The 15,711-nt window shown below is 48.9% G+C and carries 15 protein-coding genes; 14 read left to right on the forward strand and 1 reads right to left on the reverse strand.

Features of this window, described 5'->3' with window-relative positions:
• Positions 1-16 precede the first annotated feature (16 nt).
• The 5 genes from JNUCC31_RS16830 to JNUCC31_RS16850 are packed head-to-tail and all read left to right on the forward strand — an operon-like array spanning position 17 to position 5,024.
• Positions 17-1,516, forward strand: a complete 1,500-nt coding sequence (locus JNUCC31_RS16830; RefSeq protein ID WP_192262631.1) for an ABC transporter ATP-binding protein — start codon at positions 17-19, stop codon at positions 1,514-1,516.
• Positions 1,513-2,580 carry an ABC transporter permease gene (locus JNUCC31_RS16835; protein WP_192262633.1) on the forward strand — a complete coding sequence of 356 codons (1,068 nt, stop codon included), beginning with the start codon at positions 1,513-1,515 and terminating at the stop codon, positions 2,578-2,580. The genes JNUCC31_RS16830 and JNUCC31_RS16835 overlap by 4 nt, the downstream gene beginning before the upstream one ends.
• Positions 2,564-3,487: an ABC transporter permease gene (locus JNUCC31_RS16840; protein WP_192262635.1), complete on the forward strand. Its 924-nt coding sequence runs from the start codon at positions 2,564-2,566 to the stop codon at positions 3,485-3,487. Before JNUCC31_RS16835 ends, JNUCC31_RS16840 begins: the two co-directional genes overlap by 17 nt.
• 47 nt (positions 3,488-3,534) lie before the next feature.
• Positions 3,535-4,206: a sulfite oxidase-like oxidoreductase gene (locus JNUCC31_RS16845; protein WP_192262637.1), complete on the forward strand. Its 672-nt coding sequence runs from the start codon at positions 3,535-3,537 to the stop codon at positions 4,204-4,206.
• A gap of 59 nt (positions 4,207-4,265) precedes the next feature.
• Complete coding sequence (locus JNUCC31_RS16850; RefSeq protein ID WP_192262639.1) at positions 4,266-5,024, forward strand: nucleoside phosphorylase; 759 nt, start codon at positions 4,266-4,268, stop codon at positions 5,022-5,024.
• A gap of 441 nt (positions 5,025-5,465) precedes the next feature.
• Here the strand turns inward: JNUCC31_RS16850 and JNUCC31_RS16855 are convergent, their stop codons facing one another.
• Positions 5,466-6,353, reverse strand: a complete 888-nt coding sequence (locus tag JNUCC31_RS16855; RefSeq protein WP_192262641.1) for a LysR family transcriptional regulator — start codon at positions 6,351-6,353, stop codon at positions 5,466-5,468.
• 210 nt (positions 6,354-6,563) lie between these two features.
• Here JNUCC31_RS16855 and JNUCC31_RS16860 point away from each other — a divergent pair, with 210 nt between their 5' ends.
• The 9 genes from JNUCC31_RS16860 (at position 6,564) to JNUCC31_RS16900 (ending at position 15,588) form a co-directional block, all read left to right on the forward strand.
• Entirely contained in the window at positions 6,564-7,454 is an 891-nt protein-coding gene (locus tag JNUCC31_RS16860; RefSeq protein WP_192262643.1) for a DMT family transporter, read from the forward strand.
• A gap of 164 nt (positions 7,455-7,618) precedes the next feature.
• On the forward strand, positions 7,619-8,230 hold the full coding sequence (locus JNUCC31_RS16865) for a hypothetical protein (protein ID WP_192262645.1): 612 nt from the start codon (positions 7,619-7,621) through the stop codon (positions 8,228-8,230).
• Positions 8,231-8,541: 311 nt separating this feature from the next.
• Positions 8,542-8,727, forward strand: coding sequence for a hypothetical protein (locus JNUCC31_RS16870; protein ID WP_062322497.1), 186 nt, complete (start codon positions 8,542-8,544; stop codon positions 8,725-8,727).
• Positions 8,728-8,874: 147 nt separating this feature from the next.
• The gene (locus JNUCC31_RS16875) at positions 8,875-9,357 is read left to right on the forward strand and encodes a GNAT family N-acetyltransferase (RefSeq protein WP_192262647.1); all 483 of its coding nucleotides are present in this window, start codon (positions 8,875-8,877) and stop codon (positions 9,355-9,357) included.
• Between the two features lie 55 nt (positions 9,358-9,412).
• Positions 9,413-10,648 carry a phosphotransferase gene (locus tag JNUCC31_RS16880; protein WP_192262649.1) on the forward strand — a complete coding sequence of 412 codons (1,236 nt, stop codon included), beginning with the start codon at positions 9,413-9,415 and terminating at the stop codon, positions 10,646-10,648.
• A gap of 90 nt (positions 10,649-10,738) precedes the next feature.
• Positions 10,739-11,140: a metal-sensitive transcriptional regulator gene (locus JNUCC31_RS16885; RefSeq protein WP_192262651.1), complete on the forward strand. Its 402-nt coding sequence runs from the start codon at positions 10,739-10,741 to the stop codon at positions 11,138-11,140.
• 57 nt (positions 11,141-11,197) lie between these two features.
• The gene (locus JNUCC31_RS16890) at positions 11,198-11,398 is read left to right on the forward strand and encodes a copper ion binding protein (RefSeq protein ID WP_192262653.1); all 201 of its coding nucleotides are present in this window, start codon (positions 11,198-11,200) and stop codon (positions 11,396-11,398) included.
• Positions 11,399-11,661: 263 nt separating this feature from the next.
• Positions 11,662-14,094 carry a heavy metal translocating P-type ATPase gene (locus JNUCC31_RS16895; protein WP_416234444.1) on the forward strand — a complete coding sequence of 811 codons (2,433 nt, stop codon included), beginning with the start codon at positions 11,662-11,664 and terminating at the stop codon, positions 14,092-14,094.
• A 333-nt stretch (positions 14,095-14,427) separates the two neighbouring features.
• Positions 14,428-15,588, forward strand: a complete 1,161-nt coding sequence (locus JNUCC31_RS16900; RefSeq protein ID WP_192262657.1) for a YhgE/Pip domain-containing protein — start codon at positions 14,428-14,430, stop codon at positions 15,586-15,588.
• The last annotated feature ends 123 nt before the right edge of the window (positions 15,589-15,711 follow it).

Below are 15,711 nucleotides of genomic sequence, written 5' to 3' on the forward strand. Positions count from 1 at the left end.
GGAGAGAACGCGAGATATGCTGTTGGAGATGGAACAGATTACGAAGAAATACGGCGGCTTCACCGCGAATCGGGACATCCGTTTTAATTTGCGAGAAGGAGAGATTCATGCCCTCGTAGGGGAGAACGGAGCTGGTAAAACAACCCTGATGCGCATGTTGTATGGAATGGAGCAACCGACATCAGGCACAATCAAAGTTCGTGGACGCGAGGTAAGCTTCGCTACCCCGTCTCAGGCCATGGCAAGCGGTATCGGCATGGTACATCAGCATTTCATGCTGTTTCCTTCCTTTACGGTTGCCGAGAACATCGTGATCGGCCGTGAACCGTCTGCCGCAGGTGTATTTGACCGCAAGCAGGCTGCGGCCCAGGTGAATGAGCTCGGCAGAACGTATGGCATGCCGGTTGATCCGTGGAAAAAAGTATTTGAGTGCCCCCTCGGCATGCAGCAGCGTGTTGAAATTTTGAAAGTGCTGCATCAGGGCGCGGATATCATTATATTGGACGAACCGTCAGCGGTATTGACGCCGTTGGAAGTGAAAGAACTGCTTGCGAATATGAAATCCCTTGCCAAGCTCGGCAAGACCTTTGTATTGATCACGCACAAGCTGCAGGAAGTCATGGATGTGGCAGACCGGATCACGGTCCTCCGTGATGGTCAGGTGACAGGTACGCTGGAAGCGAAAGATACGAATGTAGAGGAACTGTCCCGCTTGATGGTTGGGCGTGAGCTGGTTCGCATGGACAAGCAGCCATCCGTTCCGGGGGAAGCTGTGCTTCAGGTGGAAGCGGTAAATCTGTCAGGGGCAGAGGACCGCTCTGCACTTCAGAATATCCATATGGAAGTTCGAAAAGGCGAGGTCGTTGGAATTGCGGGTATTTCCGGAAACGGTCAGTCGGAACTGATCCAGATCATTGCGGGACTGCGCAAGGCAGATAGCGGTCGTGTCCTGCTGTCAGGGCAGGATACAACCCATTGGCCTGTGCGGCGCATTCGGGAGCATGGGCTTGCCCATATCCCGGAAGACCGTTATATGTGGGGAGCCGCGAAGGATGCGAGCGTTCGTGAAAATGGACTGATGGGCCATCATCACCGGCTTCAATCACGCGGGATCATTAAAGCAAAAGCAGCACGGACCATGGTGGAGAACTGGATCAAGCAGTTCAGCATCAAGACCGGTTCCGCCGAAACGAAGGCACAATTCCTTTCCGGAGGAAACTTGCAGAAGCTGATTGCCGCGCGTGAATTTGCCCAGGATACGCCGTTTCTGATTGCGGCTGAACCAACAAGGGGCGTAGACATCGGAGCGATGGAGACCATCCACGCCGAATTGCTTCGCAAACGGAATGAGGGTGCGGGTATTTTACTCGTTTCCTCCGAGTTGTCCGAGATTTTGCAATTATCGGATCGGATCATTGTCATGTATGAAGGCGGAATCGCTGGTGAATTGAAGGCAGATGAAGCCACAGAAGAACAGATCAGCTTGTTGATGGCAGGAGGGAAAGAGCGGATATGAATCGGGTAAAAGAATCACTTCGCGGACTCGTCCAGCCGCTGCTTGCCGTATTCATCGGTTTGCTGGCAGGTGCTGTAGCCATTCTGGTCGTTGGCGGGTCCGTGGTGGACACGTATGCGGAGATGTGGAAAGGGGCCTTCGGCAACTTTTACTTCTTCACCAATACATTGGCACGTTCCACGCCAATTATTCTCGCGGGACTGGGCGTAGCACTCGCGTTCCGCGCCGGATTTTTCAACATGGGTGCCGAAGGACAGATGGTTCTTGGCGGACTTAGTGCAGCGCTGACGGCGCTCTACTTGCCAGGTCCAGGCTGGTTTGTCTGTATTGCAGCCATTGTGGCAGGGATCATTGCCGGAGGAGTCTGGTCGCTGTTTGCAGGCTGGCTGGATGCCCGCTTTGGCATGAATCTGTTAATCACAACGCTGCTGCTCAATTATATTGCGATATATTTTGGAGGATACATGGTATCCTATCCGTTCAAAGACCGCACTGGATCGGCGGCGATGGCCCAGACGCCCATGATTGATCAGAGTGTCTGGCTGCCGAAGCTGTTCCAGGGCATGGGGCTGCATGCCGGTTTCATCATTGCGATCGTAGCGGCCATTCTCATCTACTGGTTCACACACAAGACGGTAACCGGTTATGAGATTCGTATGCTGGGCAGTAATCCTTCATTTGCAACGTATGGCGGTGTGCGCCGTATCCGCATGATGATGCTGTCCATGATCATCAGCGGTGGACTTGCCGGTCTTGCGGGTGCAGGGGAAGTACTGGGTACACAGTACCGTTTCCTAGATGGCTCGCTGTCATCCGCAAGTTATGCATGGAGCGGCATTATGGCAACATTGCTTGCCCGCTCGCATCCGCTGGGAACAGCTGTGGCGGCAATCCTGCTTGCGGCGCTCCAGACCGGTGCCATGGGGATGGAACGGAATACGGATGTGCCGCTGGAAGTCGGCAGTGTCATCCAAGCGGTATTGACGTTATTTGTATCGGCTCAGATCGGTTACTCATTCCTGAAGCGGAGAAAGGAGAAAAAGTCCAATGCAACAACTGTTTGATGCAGCCATGTTTGGCTCTACTCTGCGGATTATGACGCCGATTCTGCTTGCAGCGCTCGGTGGGGCTTTGTGCTCCCGTGTCGGTCTGTTCAACGTGGGTCTGGAAGGACTCGTTCTGATCGGCGCTTTCTCCGCTATTGTCGGTAACTACCTGTTCGGAAATGTACTATTGGCCGTCATATTCTCGATTGTGATCGTCATGTTGTTCTCTGCGCTATTTGCCTTTATCAGTATTAATCTGAAGGCCAACGCCATTGTGGTCGGGATCTCGCTTAACTTTCTGGCGACAGGACTGACGACGTTTGCGCTGCGTGCGATTTTTGATGTAAAAGGTGCTTACTATGACAAGGATATGGTGGGACTCCCCAAATGGGACATTCCTCTTATTAAGGACATTCCGTGGGTAGGAGATGTCATCTCAGGGCATAGCCCGCTGGTGTATCTCGGGATTATTATCGTGATTGCCCTGCAGTTTTATCTGTTCAAAAGTGTCTCCGGTTTCCGTCTTCGTTCGGTTGGCGAGAATCCCGTAGCGGCACAGAGTATCGGCATCAAAGTACGCGGTATCCAATATGGGGCAGTCTTGATGTGCGGTGTATTGTGCGCCCTGGCAGGTGCGCAGCTATCACTCGGTCAGGTTACGATGTTTACCGAAGGCATGACCGCTGGTCGCGGGTTTATCGCATTGGTAGCAACCATGTTGGGTCAAGCGAATCCGCTTGGCGTTATGGGGTCCAGTGTGCTGTTCGGATTCATGGAAGCACTCAGCATTCGATTGCAGGGCTTCACTCTGCCAACGCACTTTACCATGATGCTGCCGTATATTGTGACACTGGTGGCCATGTTCTTCTTCAAGGATCGCACCTATGCACAAGATGCACTCAAAGCGGGTGGAAGCTCGCGTTAATTCCTGAATGTTATGCTGGAGGCATATAAAGAAGGAGGAATCCACACATGCATAATAAGGCTGAACGTCTGAAAAAAACGAAAAGCCCTGCACCCAAAGCGGGTGCTGAGCACGGGGATCGGCTGCCGCCAGGGCAGGTGCTGACGGAGAAATTTCCGATTCTGCATGAAGGTGAAGTGCCGGAATATGATCTCTCCACCTGGGATCTGAAAGTATTCGGCGAGGTAGAAGAGGAAAAGGTATTCTCCTTTGCTGAGCTTCAGGCCATGCCGCAGGTGAATACGGTCAGTGATATCCACTGCGTCACCCGCTGGTCCAAGTTCGACACGCCGTGGGAAGGCATCCGGTTCTCGGATTTCATTAAGCTTCTGGGCGTCAAACCCGAAGCCAAATATGTCATGATCCACGCGGATCATGATTATGAAACCAATGTTCCACTCGAAGAATTGATGCATGACGATGTGTTGCTTGCTTTTAAATATAACGGTGAGCCGCTGACACCGAAGCACGGTTATCCGTTGCGCCTGGTTGTTCCGCAGCTCTACTTCTGGAAGAGCGCGAAGTGGATACGGGGTCTGGAGTTTATGACAGAAGACCGTAACGGATTCTGGGAAGTCAATGGTTTCCATCATTTTGCTGATCCGTTCAAGGAGCAGCGCTTCTCTGGTGAAGATATTCCGATTCCGGAAGACGAGTGGACGAAGAAGGAATTTGATTAAAAGAGCTTGAGTATAGAATTTTTGAGTAAATGAAGTTTGATTAAAAGGAGTGGATGGACATGTTGCTGCCCATTTTGCAAATTCATTCAGAAGACATGCCCGCTTATGCCATCGTCTGCGGTGACCCGGCACGGGCAGAGAAGATTTCCCGCAAGCTGGACGGGGCGAAGGAACTCGCATTTAGCCGCGAATATCGTACCTTTGTAGGGGAGTTCGAAGGTGTTCAAATGGCTGTGGTCAGTCATGGCGTAGGTTCACCCGGAGCGGCGGTCTGCTTTGAGGAACTAATCCGGGCAGGGGTAACGACCCTGATTCGTGTAGGTACAGCGGGCTCGTATACCGCAGATTATCCTGCGGGCAGTGTAATCGTCAGCACGGCTGCTGTACGTACGGACGGGCTGACACGTCAGCTCGTACCGGATGGTTTCCCTGCGGTAGCGGACCTTGGCGTTACACAAGCGTTAATTGAAGCGACTCGTGAGCCTGCAAGTGGCGCGGATGCTTCGAGTGCGGGCAAAGTTGGCGTAGGCATTACCGTTACGCTGGATGCTTTCTTCACTGGGGTCGAAGAGATTCCTCACCGCAAGTACAAGCAGGCCGGTGCTCTTGCTGCTGAGATGGAGATTGCGGCGCTCTACATCGTCAGCACGTTGCGCGGTGCACGTGCGGGAGCCATTGTTGCCATCGACGGCTTTGCGGACAGCGATCTGGCCGCCGAGTATGATCCGCATACGGAAGCGGTAGCCCAAGCGGTGGAGCACGAGATTGAAGCAGCGCTGCGTGCACTGGCAGCAATCGCTCGTCAGGATCAGGCGTAAAGCTGAGATCAGCAGGGCATTTTAAGGTGCTGCTGCTGATAAAAAGCAAAACACGTAAATGATGTCCATCTGAGGTGGACAATACTAGAGGGCGTCCCATAAGGTCATGAATATGATCTTGGGGGCGCCCTATTGATTTGGGTATAGGGAGCGACTGGTGCTGCATGTGTGACTGTAGCGATCGTGCTTGTGATTGTAACTGCAACTATAGCCTTAAAACCGTCACCGTCATACCTTCACAATGACCGAAGCCCAATTTTTTAACGAATTCAGCAGGTCTTATGATGGGGATTTTCGCAGATTTGGGGAGCAGACGAATCGTAGACACGTTATTTCGCGTTTCCGAACCTTATCTCATAACTTTCTATCCGTATAACATGTCTGGAGTTCGTAAGATGATCCAATCTACGATATATGCCACAATAAGGTGCAATCGATTCGTTAGCGTTGTCCAAACAACTGCTGCGCCGTTTCAATAAATAACCGGGATGCGGGAGAAGCTTCGACAAGTGAAGGAACGGCAATCTCGATATTGCGGTAGGCTTTCGGCTCTGTAGGGAGTGCTTTGACACCCGGAGGCAGCCAGGATAGAGAGATTGCAGGCAGCATGGCGGTTCCGAGCCCCTGCTCAATCATGCTGAGGCAAGTGTTTACGTTATACACTACGAATCCAAAATGTAGTTCCGCATCTGCTCGATGGAACAGATCAACAATCGGTACCTCGTAGCCCCCTTTGCAGATAATCATGGGGTGTTTGTCCAGCATTTGTACGGGCAATACTTCCCGGTTCGCAAAAGGCTCATCGTCCCGGAACACGGCCAGCATCTCCTCACTATAGAGCGGAAGCGTCTCGTAAGCTACATCTACAGGCTCTTTGTCTGTTGCAATGATGAGAGCGACATCGATAGCGCGTGAATTTAGCCATTCCTGAATCTCATGGATGTTGCCCTCGTGCAGCTCAAACTGAATCTGAGGATAGCGGTCCCGAATCGAGCGGATGATTTTTGGCAGCAGATGGGCGGATGACATGGGGAAGGAGCCAATACGGATCGTACCAATCTCCAATCCTTTTTCGGCGGCAACAACCTGCTGCACCTTATCATATTGCTGCAAAATCCGGCGGAAAATGACCAAAATTCGCTGTCCCACATCCGTAAGCACAATGCCGTTCCTGCGATCGCGTATGATTAGAGTGACATCCAGTTCATTCTCCAGCGAAGAGATGGCTCGACTGACTGCGGGCTGTGTCATATTCAGTTCCTGGCCTGCACGGGTGAAACTTCCCGTCTCTGCAATTTTCACGAATAACTGTAACTGTGAGTTGTTCATAACAAATATGGTATGCTCCTTATGATTAACATGCATTTCAATTATTCCGATCCTTATTGTATCATGAAGACACGGAACGATCAAAGAACGGATGTAGAACGGGTCTGGATCGGATTCCAAATGATTTGCAGGCACAGAAAGAGCGCAGGATAAAGAGTACGATTGATTAAACTGCGCCTGTAAATGTGTGCCGGATAGGAGAATAAACATATGGCTTTATCACGTGCAAAAGCAGGCTGGGTCCTGGCTTTTCTAGTACTCATGTGGGGAGTGAACTGGCCCCTGACCAAATACGCATTAAACTACACACCGCCACTTATATTCGCAGGCATGCGTCTGTTAATTGGGGGCTTTGTACTGGGGTTATATGCTTTTCCCCGCTACAAAACGCTGCGGCTGAAGCAAACCTGGCATATCTATGCCATATCTGCAGTGCTTAATATTATTTTTTTCTACGGCTTTCAGACGATGGGGCTGACGGAAGTGCCGGCAGGTTTATTTTCCTCCATCGTGTTCCTACAACCTGTGCTGCTTGGAATCGGGGCCTGGCTATGGCTAGGGGAGTCCATGTATGGAATGAAAATCGCAGGGTTGGTGCTCGGTTTTGCAGGGGTGGCTACGATCAGTATTGGCGGTATGACAGGCAAAGTATCCCCTGAAGGGGTAATGCTTGGACTGTTCAGTGCAATTAGCTGGGCGATCGGGACCATATATATGAAGCGAACTTCAATGAAGGTTGATGGAATCTGGATGACAGCCATTCCGATCCTGATCGGCGGAGTTGTGCTGACATTGACAGGTACGGTCACAGAGAGCTGGGCTGATGTGCAGTGGGTGCTTCCTTTTATACTGGATACGCTGTTTATTTCGGTGTTTGTCATTGCGTTGGGTTGGCTGGCGTTCTTCAAACTGGTTAGCTCCGGCGAAGCCAGCAAGGTAGGATCGTTTACGTTTCTGATTCCGCTGATCGCCTTGCTATGCAGTGTGCTGTTTCTCGGAGAGTCGGTGACGGTCAATCTGATCGCAGGTCTGGTCATGATTATTGCGAGCATCCTGCTTGTGAATGTTAAGGTGAAAGGCAGCAAGGTGGCGAAAATATAGAGTTTGGGGCGAACCTTTTTGCATCGGCTATTGTAGCTGAAGTGAGAGGTTAGCCCTTTTTTTATTCGACAATGATTTAGATATAAATGAAATAGAAGAGGGGATACAGGTATAACAGCGAATTGTACTTGCGTGGTAATTCATTAAGTAGGAGGCGATTAAATATGGGCTGGAGTGAATTTCGTGAAATCCCTAATGAATACAACGTTGAAGTACAGCAGATTGATGGGCAACTTTTGAAGCTGGTCGCTGCCAGAAGGAATATAACCGGTGCTGTCCAATATCACCCCCCTCAAGATACCATCGATCAATGGGTAAAGTTATTGGATATGAAGGAGGAAGATATCCGATATGTTCTCCGTAGCGTTCAGCCGATACCACAACGGCATTACTTTCCACGTGAGCCCCTTCTATTGAAGGGTGTTGTGCCGATCATGAAGAAAACGATCAAAGATTCATGTGAGTACATCATTACGCATTCGATGCAGTATGAAGGTGAAAGTCTCGTTTATGTGGAAATTCAATATAAGGGAAATGATGCTGAACGTATACAGGTGGTGCCACAATTGGCTCTTGAGGTGTTGAGCGGACAGAGACATATGACTATGAGACACGGCAGTCGTGGAGGTGGCGGCGAGACACAACTCAGTTTTCGAGTAGTTCCTGCCCTGCCTTTTTCTCTGGAAAACGTTCAATTCTCTTTAATTCCTTCTATACCAGAGTTGGAGCACAAAGTGGAGGAAGTCATTTTGGATAAACCAGTGGACTTTGATTAAAAAAAAAATTATAAAAGATGAAAAATGACGTATAGATGATGCGCATGTATTAAGGGAGCATCATCTATACGTCATTATGTTTATCCGGGGAAATAACGCCTTTCTCCTTTTCATAGGCCTCAATCTGCTGCTCAATCAAATACTCAATTTGCATCGCAATGAATCGTTTGTTTTTGTCGGCAATATATCATTTTTCATCAAAGTAAAATACATAAATCAGAGGATATACTTGCTCATCAGAATGACAATGCAAAAAATGGGTAAGTTATATACAGGAACATCACCATGAATACGAAGAGGAGGACTCCAGCATGACACAACAGAACAATCAACCTCAGGATGAGGCAGAAATCCGCAACAAATTGGATGAAGACGGGGATTCCCTAATGGAGAAAAAGAAAATTTTGAGCGGTGTGGATATTGAGCCGCAAGCGGACGAATGGTCTGCCAAACCGTCACCTGTAGCATTTGATGAAGGTAAATCATCCAAAGAATAAGAGGAACCAAATATAGCTTGAAAAGGAGCGGATACCGTTAAGGTATCTGCTCTTTTATATCAGTATGGTAAATACGTTTCGAAGCATCATCTTCCTGGTATCTTATTGTATAATCATGGGAAACGTTTGTGAGAGGAGAATGTGAAGATGAGTGAGATTGCCATTAGACAGGCTGTTATCAGAGATTACACCGGGGTATCTGCATTAATGGATGAACTTCATCACTTGCATGTAGAGGCTAGGCCTGACGTATACAGAGAGTTACAGACGAGAATGGGCGAAAAGGAATATCAACAACTACTGGAAACGGATCACCGTTATCTCTTTGTTGCTGAAATGGTGAATCAAGGTGAAATTGTTGGATATGCAAGTGCACAGTTAAATGTAATTCAAAATGTAGATTTGTTAAAAGACCGAAAGATGCTGTACATCAGTGAGATCATCGTTGGCAGCAAGCATCGCGGACATGGGACAGGCAAACTGTTGATGCAGGAATTAATCGAACTAGGCAAAGAAATGCAGGTCGACAGTGTTGAGCTGACGGTATCTACGTTTAATACCGGTGCCCAGGCTTTTTATGAGCAACTAGGTCTGGCTGTACGCAGCAGCAGAATGGAATACATACTATAATGTCCGGCTCTAAGGGACTTTGAAGCAATACGTAGTCTACAGAGGGGGCGAAGCGATGAAAGATAATTCAAATAAACAGATGGAACCAGTCCATATTTTGGAATCGGCAGAGGATATGGAATATCTTGCTCTCACTGTACAAAGAATATTGGGGGAGTCTTGCGCTGTAGTGCAGTCGTGGGAAGCTGAATCCATCAATCCAGGCCAGCTTAATTTCACCACATCGGGCATATATCGTATACATGGAGCGGCTGCGGCGGGTGAAGCACTGAGGCAGTGGTCTTTTATTCTAAAAATCATTAAACCAGATTCGTCGGAAAAAGAAGATGTATCATACCATAATTACTGGAAAAGGGAAGCGGAAATCTTCACTTCTGGAATACTTGATCATTTACCAAGGCGAGTTGTCGCACCCAATTGTTACGCGGTGCAGAACAGATTGAATAATACCATTGCACTGTGGATGGAAGACGTTGCCGGATATTCTGAACGCACTCATGTATGGCAATTGGATGACTGGAGTTGGGTCGCTGAATGTCTTGGTGAGTTTCATGGTGCTTACTTGACGGAAACGGAGCTGCCTCAACATGATTGGATTTGCCCGGCTTGGCTAAAGTCTTGGGTTAGAGGCTGTCGTCAGTATTCTCCTGAGATCATCGAGCCTTGCCTCGAAAGGTCTGGAGATGATCCTGCGAAGGGTAAAGAAAGATATCCTGAATTGGAAAGTAACATACATGATCAAGCTTATTTTATCTGGCGATGGTTTACGAAGTTCAGCAAGCAAATGGACGAGCTCTTGGTCTCACTGGAACGTCTGCCACGGGTGCTGTCACATCAGGATCTGGGACAAGGTAATATATTTTTGCCGGCAGAGCGTGATCATGAAACTCTTCTTACCCTCATTGATTGGCAATTCATGAGTATTTCTGGAATAGGAGAGGAATTGGGCAAGTTATATGGTGTCAACGCAAGTTTGGGTCACATAGCCGAAAAAGATTTTATATCAGCCAAAGAAAAATTGTTCGAGCGCTACATATACGGTCTTCGAACAGCAGGCTGGCCAGGAGATGAACGAATTGCAAGATATGGTTATTGTGTAGGAGTAGCTGCCCGGAGCATGTGGGAAGTGCCTCAGTGGTTGAAATGGGTGGAGGAATTAAGGAGTTCTTCTAATCAAAATCATGAGCTTTTCAGCAAAATAGCGGCTCGAACCCAGATCATCTCCATTCAAATGGACATGGCGGCAGAGGCTGTTGCACTTGCTAACACTATATTTGTGGCAGAGAAATAAATCGTATTAAGAAAAATGAAGAAATAGTCTTGCATACCCCCATGGGGTATGTTACTCTTATAACAGAACGAAAGAAGAGGGGTGTTCGCGATGGAACATCAGAGCCATCCCAAGGAACCTTTGGAGTCATCGATAACAGATGTGAACGAAGTCTCACAGACCGATGATCAGCAAGCCAATTCATGTCATACGGCAGGCAGTGACGGGAAGCCTGTTCGCAAGAGCCATCACTCCCAAGAGATGAAGGGCAACCTGATTTCTCGCCTGAACCGTGTTGAAGGACAGATTCGCGGGATCAAGGGATTGATTGACAAGGACACCTATTGTGATGATGTGCTGACACAGATCGCGGCGGCTCAGTCTGCTCTCAATTCGGTAGGCAAGCTGTTGCTTGAAGGTCACATGAAGAGCTGTATTGTTGAGCGCATTCAGGCTGGAGAACATGAGGTTGTGGATGAGTTGCTGGTAACGGTGAGGAAACTAATGAAGTAAAAATGAAGTAATTCATTTAATTGAAGCAATTATTTATATCATAAGGAGGAACTACCCATGTCTAATATTACGTTGAACGTTACAGGAATGTCTTGCAATCACTGTGTGAATTCGGTTGAAGAAGCCGTCAAGAATGTGGGAGCAAAGGGTCAGGTTGATTTGGCAGCAGGAACCGTCGCAGTTGAGTATGATGAACAGAAAGTCAATGTGGATCAGATCAAGGCTGCCATTGAAGATCAAGGGTACGACGTAGTCTAATTACTGCAGGCTTAAACTGAACTCCCTTTTGCATGGAAAGGACTTTAATAGATCTTTTCCAATGAATGAGTTCATGATTTAAGCCTGATTTTCTGCCTTATATATACCCCTTGGGGGTATTGGATGCGTGGTAATATTTCATAATGAAAGGAGCTATCCTCATGAATAAATCATCAACAACGGAAAACGCAACAGCATCAGAACCCATACCTTCACCTTCACCGGAAGCAGCGGGCTTACAGACTACACTGCAAATTACAGGGATGACCTGTGCTGCCTGCTCTACCCGGATTGAGAAGGGGTTGTCTCGAATGGAAGGGGTCAATCAGGCGAATGTTAACCTCGCCATAGAACAAGCAACCGTATCCTATGATCCAAAGACAACGAATATTAACGCATTACGGGATAAGGTGGAGGCGCTTGGGTATGGTACAGTAACGGAATCCGTGGATCTAGACATTACAGGCATGACCTGTGCTTCTTGTTCTGCTCGAATTGAAAAAGGGCTTTCCCGGTTGCCGGGTGTATCCCGTGCAAACGTGAATTTGGCTCTGGAAACGGGACATGTGGAATTCGCAGCGGGAGCATTGAAGGCATCCGATATTACTGCGAAGATCAAGCAGCTTGGTTATGGCGCTGAATTGCAGCAGACACAGGAAGATACCCAATCGGTTCGTGAGCGTGAATTACAGCGCAAAAAGTGGAAATGGATGATCTCCGCTTTGTTATCTTTGCCATTGCTATGGGCGATGGTGGGTCATTTCTCATTCGCTTCGTGGATCTGGGTACCGGATCTGTTCATGAACCCGTGGTTCCAGTTGGTGTTGGCAACACCGGTACAGTTTGTCATCGGATGGCAATTCTATGTGGGAGCCTATAAAGCGCTGCGCAATGGCAGTGCCAATATGGACGTACTGGTTTCTTTGGGCACAAGTGCGGCTTTCTTCTACAGTCTGTATCTGACCCTGACCAGTGGCAATACAGCTTCGACCATGTTGGATCATGGCGGGGCGGGAATGGCGACAGCAGCCATGCCAACCGTGGAGCTTTATTATGAGACGAGTGCGGTTCTGATTACGCTGATCCTATTGGGAAAATGGTTAGAAGCCGTAGCCAAAGGGCGCTCCTCTCAGGCGATTAAGAGTCTCATTGAATTGGCTCCGCGTGAAGCCAGAGTGATTCGCGATGGACAGGAGGTTATTATACCTTCGGCGTATGTCGCGGTAGGTGATCTGGTTCTGGTAAAACCGGGAGACAGCATTCCTGTAGATGGCGTCGTGGAAGAGGGGCAGTCTTCTGTCGATGAATCCATGTTAAGCGGAGAGAGCCTGCCCGTTGATAAAAAACCGGGGGATGCCGTTACAGGTGCTACGCTGAACAAAAATGGGGTATTACGACTGCGTGCCACCCGCGTTGGTTCGGACACGGCGTTATCGCAGATTATTAAAGTGGTTGAGCAGGCGCAGGGCTCCAAAGCACCCATTCAGCGGATTGCAGATGTGATCTCAGGTATCTTTGTTCCGATTGTTGTAGGCATCGCGGCAGTGACGTTCCTGATCTGGTATCTATTCGCCAGTCCCGGCGACTTTGCTGGTTCGCTGGAGAAGGCGATTGCTGTACTGGTGATTGCCTGTCCTTGTGCGCTTGGCCTAGCAACGCCAACCTCCATTATGGCTGGATCAGGACGTGCGGCTGAATATGGCGTGTTGTTCAAAGGCGGAGAACATCTGGAATCGGCACAGCAGATTCAGACCGTTGTACTGGACAAAACAGGTACAGTTACCCAAGGGAAGCCCGTGCTTACGGATGTAGTGACGGCTCCAGAATGGACGGAAGCAGAGCTGCTTCAACGTGTGGGAGCGGCAGAGCAGAGTTCAGAGCATCCTTTGGCTGAGGCGATTGTGGAAGGAATTCGAGGTAAAGGTCTGGAGCTGACCCAGCCAGAGCAGTTCGAGAACATACCGGGATATGGTGTGCGGGCCCGGGTTCAGGGACAAGAGATCCTGGTCGGGACACGCCGACTGCTTATGGATGCGAAGGTGAGTGTTTCCGAAGACATCATGCAGCAGATGAACAACCTGGAAGAACAAGGACGCACGGCAATGCTGATCGCCGTGGATGGTCAATGGGCTGGGATCGTTGCTGTGGCTGATACCATCAAGGAAACATCCCGTGAAGCGATTGGCAGATTACAGGCCATGGGAATCGATGTCATCATGATTACGGGAGACAATGAGCGAACCGCTCGTGCCGTGGCAGAACAGGCGGGAATCGGTAAAGTTTTGGCCGAGGTACTGCCTGAAGGCAAAGCGACGGAAGTGAAAAAGCTTCAGGAGAGCGGCCTCAAGGTAGCGATGGTTGGAGATGGTATCAATGATGCTCCGGCACTTGCTACAGCCGACATTGGCATGGCGATTGGAACCGGAACGGATGTAGCGATGGAAGCGGCGGACATTACGTTGATGCGCGGTGATCTGAACAGTATTGCAGATGCGATCGAGATGAGCCGGCGCACCATGGGCAATATCAAGCAGAACCTGTTCTGGGCACTGGGGTATAACGTTATTGGTATTCCTATTGCAGCAGTGGGTTTTCTGGCACCGTGGCTGGCTGGTGCGGCGATGGCGTTCAGCTCTGTGTCAGTGGTATTGAACTCGCTACGTCTGCAACGAATGAAACTGAAAAGCAATGACTGACGTCCATTGAGGGACGTGATTCAACTTTTCATTGTGCTCAATAGTAAGCATAGAGTGCGGTCCGCTACGGCGGACCGTGCTTTTTTTGTTGGGGAAAGGTGGTTGAGATATGTTAGATGAAGTGCCCTTTCCTTGTTAATAGAGTGAGGATGTAAAATGTTGTCCTCTTATGAAACGGAATATCATTGTTTGCGAAATACATCTTTATCTTTCTGAACCTTTCAGAAATTGATTGACAATATAGACATATGGATTTAAAATTTAAAACAATCGTTTGATTAAAACAATCGTTTACATCAAATTCGAACTAATCAGTAATGGAGGACATCATTTATGTTGCAGGCTTTACGGATTTTGTTGAAAAAACCGCCAGTAATTGTGGGGATCGTGACGGCACTTATGTTCCAAGTGATCTTCAGCGTGATCTGGATGACAGCATATTCCGGAGTGAATGACCGGATGAATGAATTGACAGTTGCCGTGGTGAATGAGGATGGCGAACAGTCCAAGGGGATTGCAGATCGCATAGCTGAGACGCTTCCTTTCCATACGGTATCTAACCTGAGTGCTGCTGAAGCACTTGATCAGTTGAACCATCGCAAGATTCATATGGTGCTGAATATTCCAGCGGGCTTTAACGAGCTGATTCAGACAGCCGGTTCCACTGCCGAGATTAAGTACACCATTAACGAGGCGAACCCGGTTACGATTAAAAGCATGATGCAAGGTGTATCGCAAAGCGTGACAAACACGATTAACAAGCAAGCAACAGCTCAAGGCGTACAGACGGTATTAACGGCTTCCGGGGCGCCTGCGGATCAAGCTGCTGAAGCTGCTACCAACCTAACTACCCGTGTGGAAAGTACAACCACTTCAATCAATCCGGTTAACGGCATGAATAACCAGATGGTTCCGATGATGATGGTACTGGCCTCTTATGTGGGAGCCATGATCATGGGTATGAACCTGCAGGCAGCGATGGGCATGCTGTCCGCTACTTACTCCCGTTTAACTCTGTTTGGCGCAAGAATGGTCATTAACATTGGGTCTGCCCTGCTCGTATCTCTGCTCGGTTCTTCGTTGATCGTTTCGCTGGGTGGACAGATTGAGCAAGGCTTTATCTCATTCTGGTTGTTCCAGGCATTGTTCCTGTGCACGTTCATGTTCTTCTCCCAGTTCTTCCTGATCTGCTTTGGTCCAGCGGGAAGCCTGTTCAACATCATTTCACTGTCTATGCAACTGGTATCTTCCGGTGCCATGGTGCCACGTGAACTGCTGAACAGCTTCTACAGCGGTATTGGTCAGTATCTGCCAGCCACATATGCCGTTCAAGGCATTCTGAGCGTTCAACTGGGCGGACCTGGAGTTCAATCCGCTGCTGGCTCGGTTGCCATTGTGTTGCTCGTTGCTGTAGCTCTTTCTTTGATGGTGACGTTGTTGAAAAAACAACATATGCCAGCTGGGGCTCCAAGTCCAGCTCCAATGAGCAGCTAATTTGCAGCAGATGTACGGGTCTTCATAGGAAATGATCAAGCCCCCCGGTGATTTTCGCCGGGGGGCTTGGTTTAATGGTAGGTTGAGGGTGACCGGCTTTGGTGGATCAGGGCAGCACACCTT

This window comes from Paenibacillus sp. JNUCC-31 (assembly GCF_014844075.1).
GTDB lineage: Bacteria > Bacillota > Bacilli > Paenibacillales > Paenibacillaceae > Paenibacillus.

Coding starts and splice junctions, on each gene's coding strand:
- JNUCC31_RS16830 (WP_192262631.1), top strand. CDS start 17: ATGCTGTTGGAGATGGAACAGATTACGAAGAAATACGGCGGCTTCACC.
- JNUCC31_RS16835 (WP_192262633.1), top strand. CDS start 1,513: ATGAATCGGGTAAAAGAATCACTTCGCGGACTCGTCCAGCCGCTGCTT.
- JNUCC31_RS16840 (WP_192262635.1), top strand. CDS start 2,564: ATGCAACAACTGTTTGATGCAGCCATGTTTGGCTCTACTCTGCGGATT.
- JNUCC31_RS16845 (WP_192262637.1), top strand. CDS start 3,535: ATGCATAATAAGGCTGAACGTCTGAAAAAAACGAAAAGCCCTGCACCC.
- JNUCC31_RS16850 (WP_192262639.1), top strand. CDS start 4,266: ATGTTGCTGCCCATTTTGCAAATTCATTCAGAAGACATGCCCGCTTAT.
- JNUCC31_RS16855 (WP_192262641.1), bottom strand. CDS start 6,353: ATGAACAACTCACAGTTACAGTTATTCGTGAAAATTGCAGAGACGGGA.
- JNUCC31_RS16860 (WP_192262643.1), top strand. CDS start 6,564: ATGGCTTTATCACGTGCAAAAGCAGGCTGGGTCCTGGCTTTTCTAGTA.
- JNUCC31_RS16865 (WP_192262645.1), top strand. CDS start 7,619: ATGGGCTGGAGTGAATTTCGTGAAATCCCTAATGAATACAACGTTGAA.
- JNUCC31_RS16870 (WP_062322497.1), top strand. CDS start 8,542: ATGACACAACAGAACAATCAACCTCAGGATGAGGCAGAAATCCGCAAC.
- JNUCC31_RS16875 (WP_192262647.1), top strand. CDS start 8,875: ATGAGTGAGATTGCCATTAGACAGGCTGTTATCAGAGATTACACCGGG.
- JNUCC31_RS16880 (WP_192262649.1), top strand. CDS start 9,413: ATGAAAGATAATTCAAATAAACAGATGGAACCAGTCCATATTTTGGAA.
- JNUCC31_RS16885 (WP_192262651.1), top strand. CDS start 10,739: ATGGAACATCAGAGCCATCCCAAGGAACCTTTGGAGTCATCGATAACA.
- JNUCC31_RS16890 (WP_192262653.1), top strand. CDS start 11,198: ATGTCTAATATTACGTTGAACGTTACAGGAATGTCTTGCAATCACTGT.
- JNUCC31_RS16895 (WP_416234444.1), top strand. CDS start 11,662: ATGACCTGTGCTGCCTGCTCTACCCGGATTGAGAAGGGGTTGTCTCGA.
- JNUCC31_RS16900 (WP_192262657.1), top strand. CDS start 14,428: ATGTTGCAGGCTTTACGGATTTTGTTGAAAAAACCGCCAGTAATTGTG.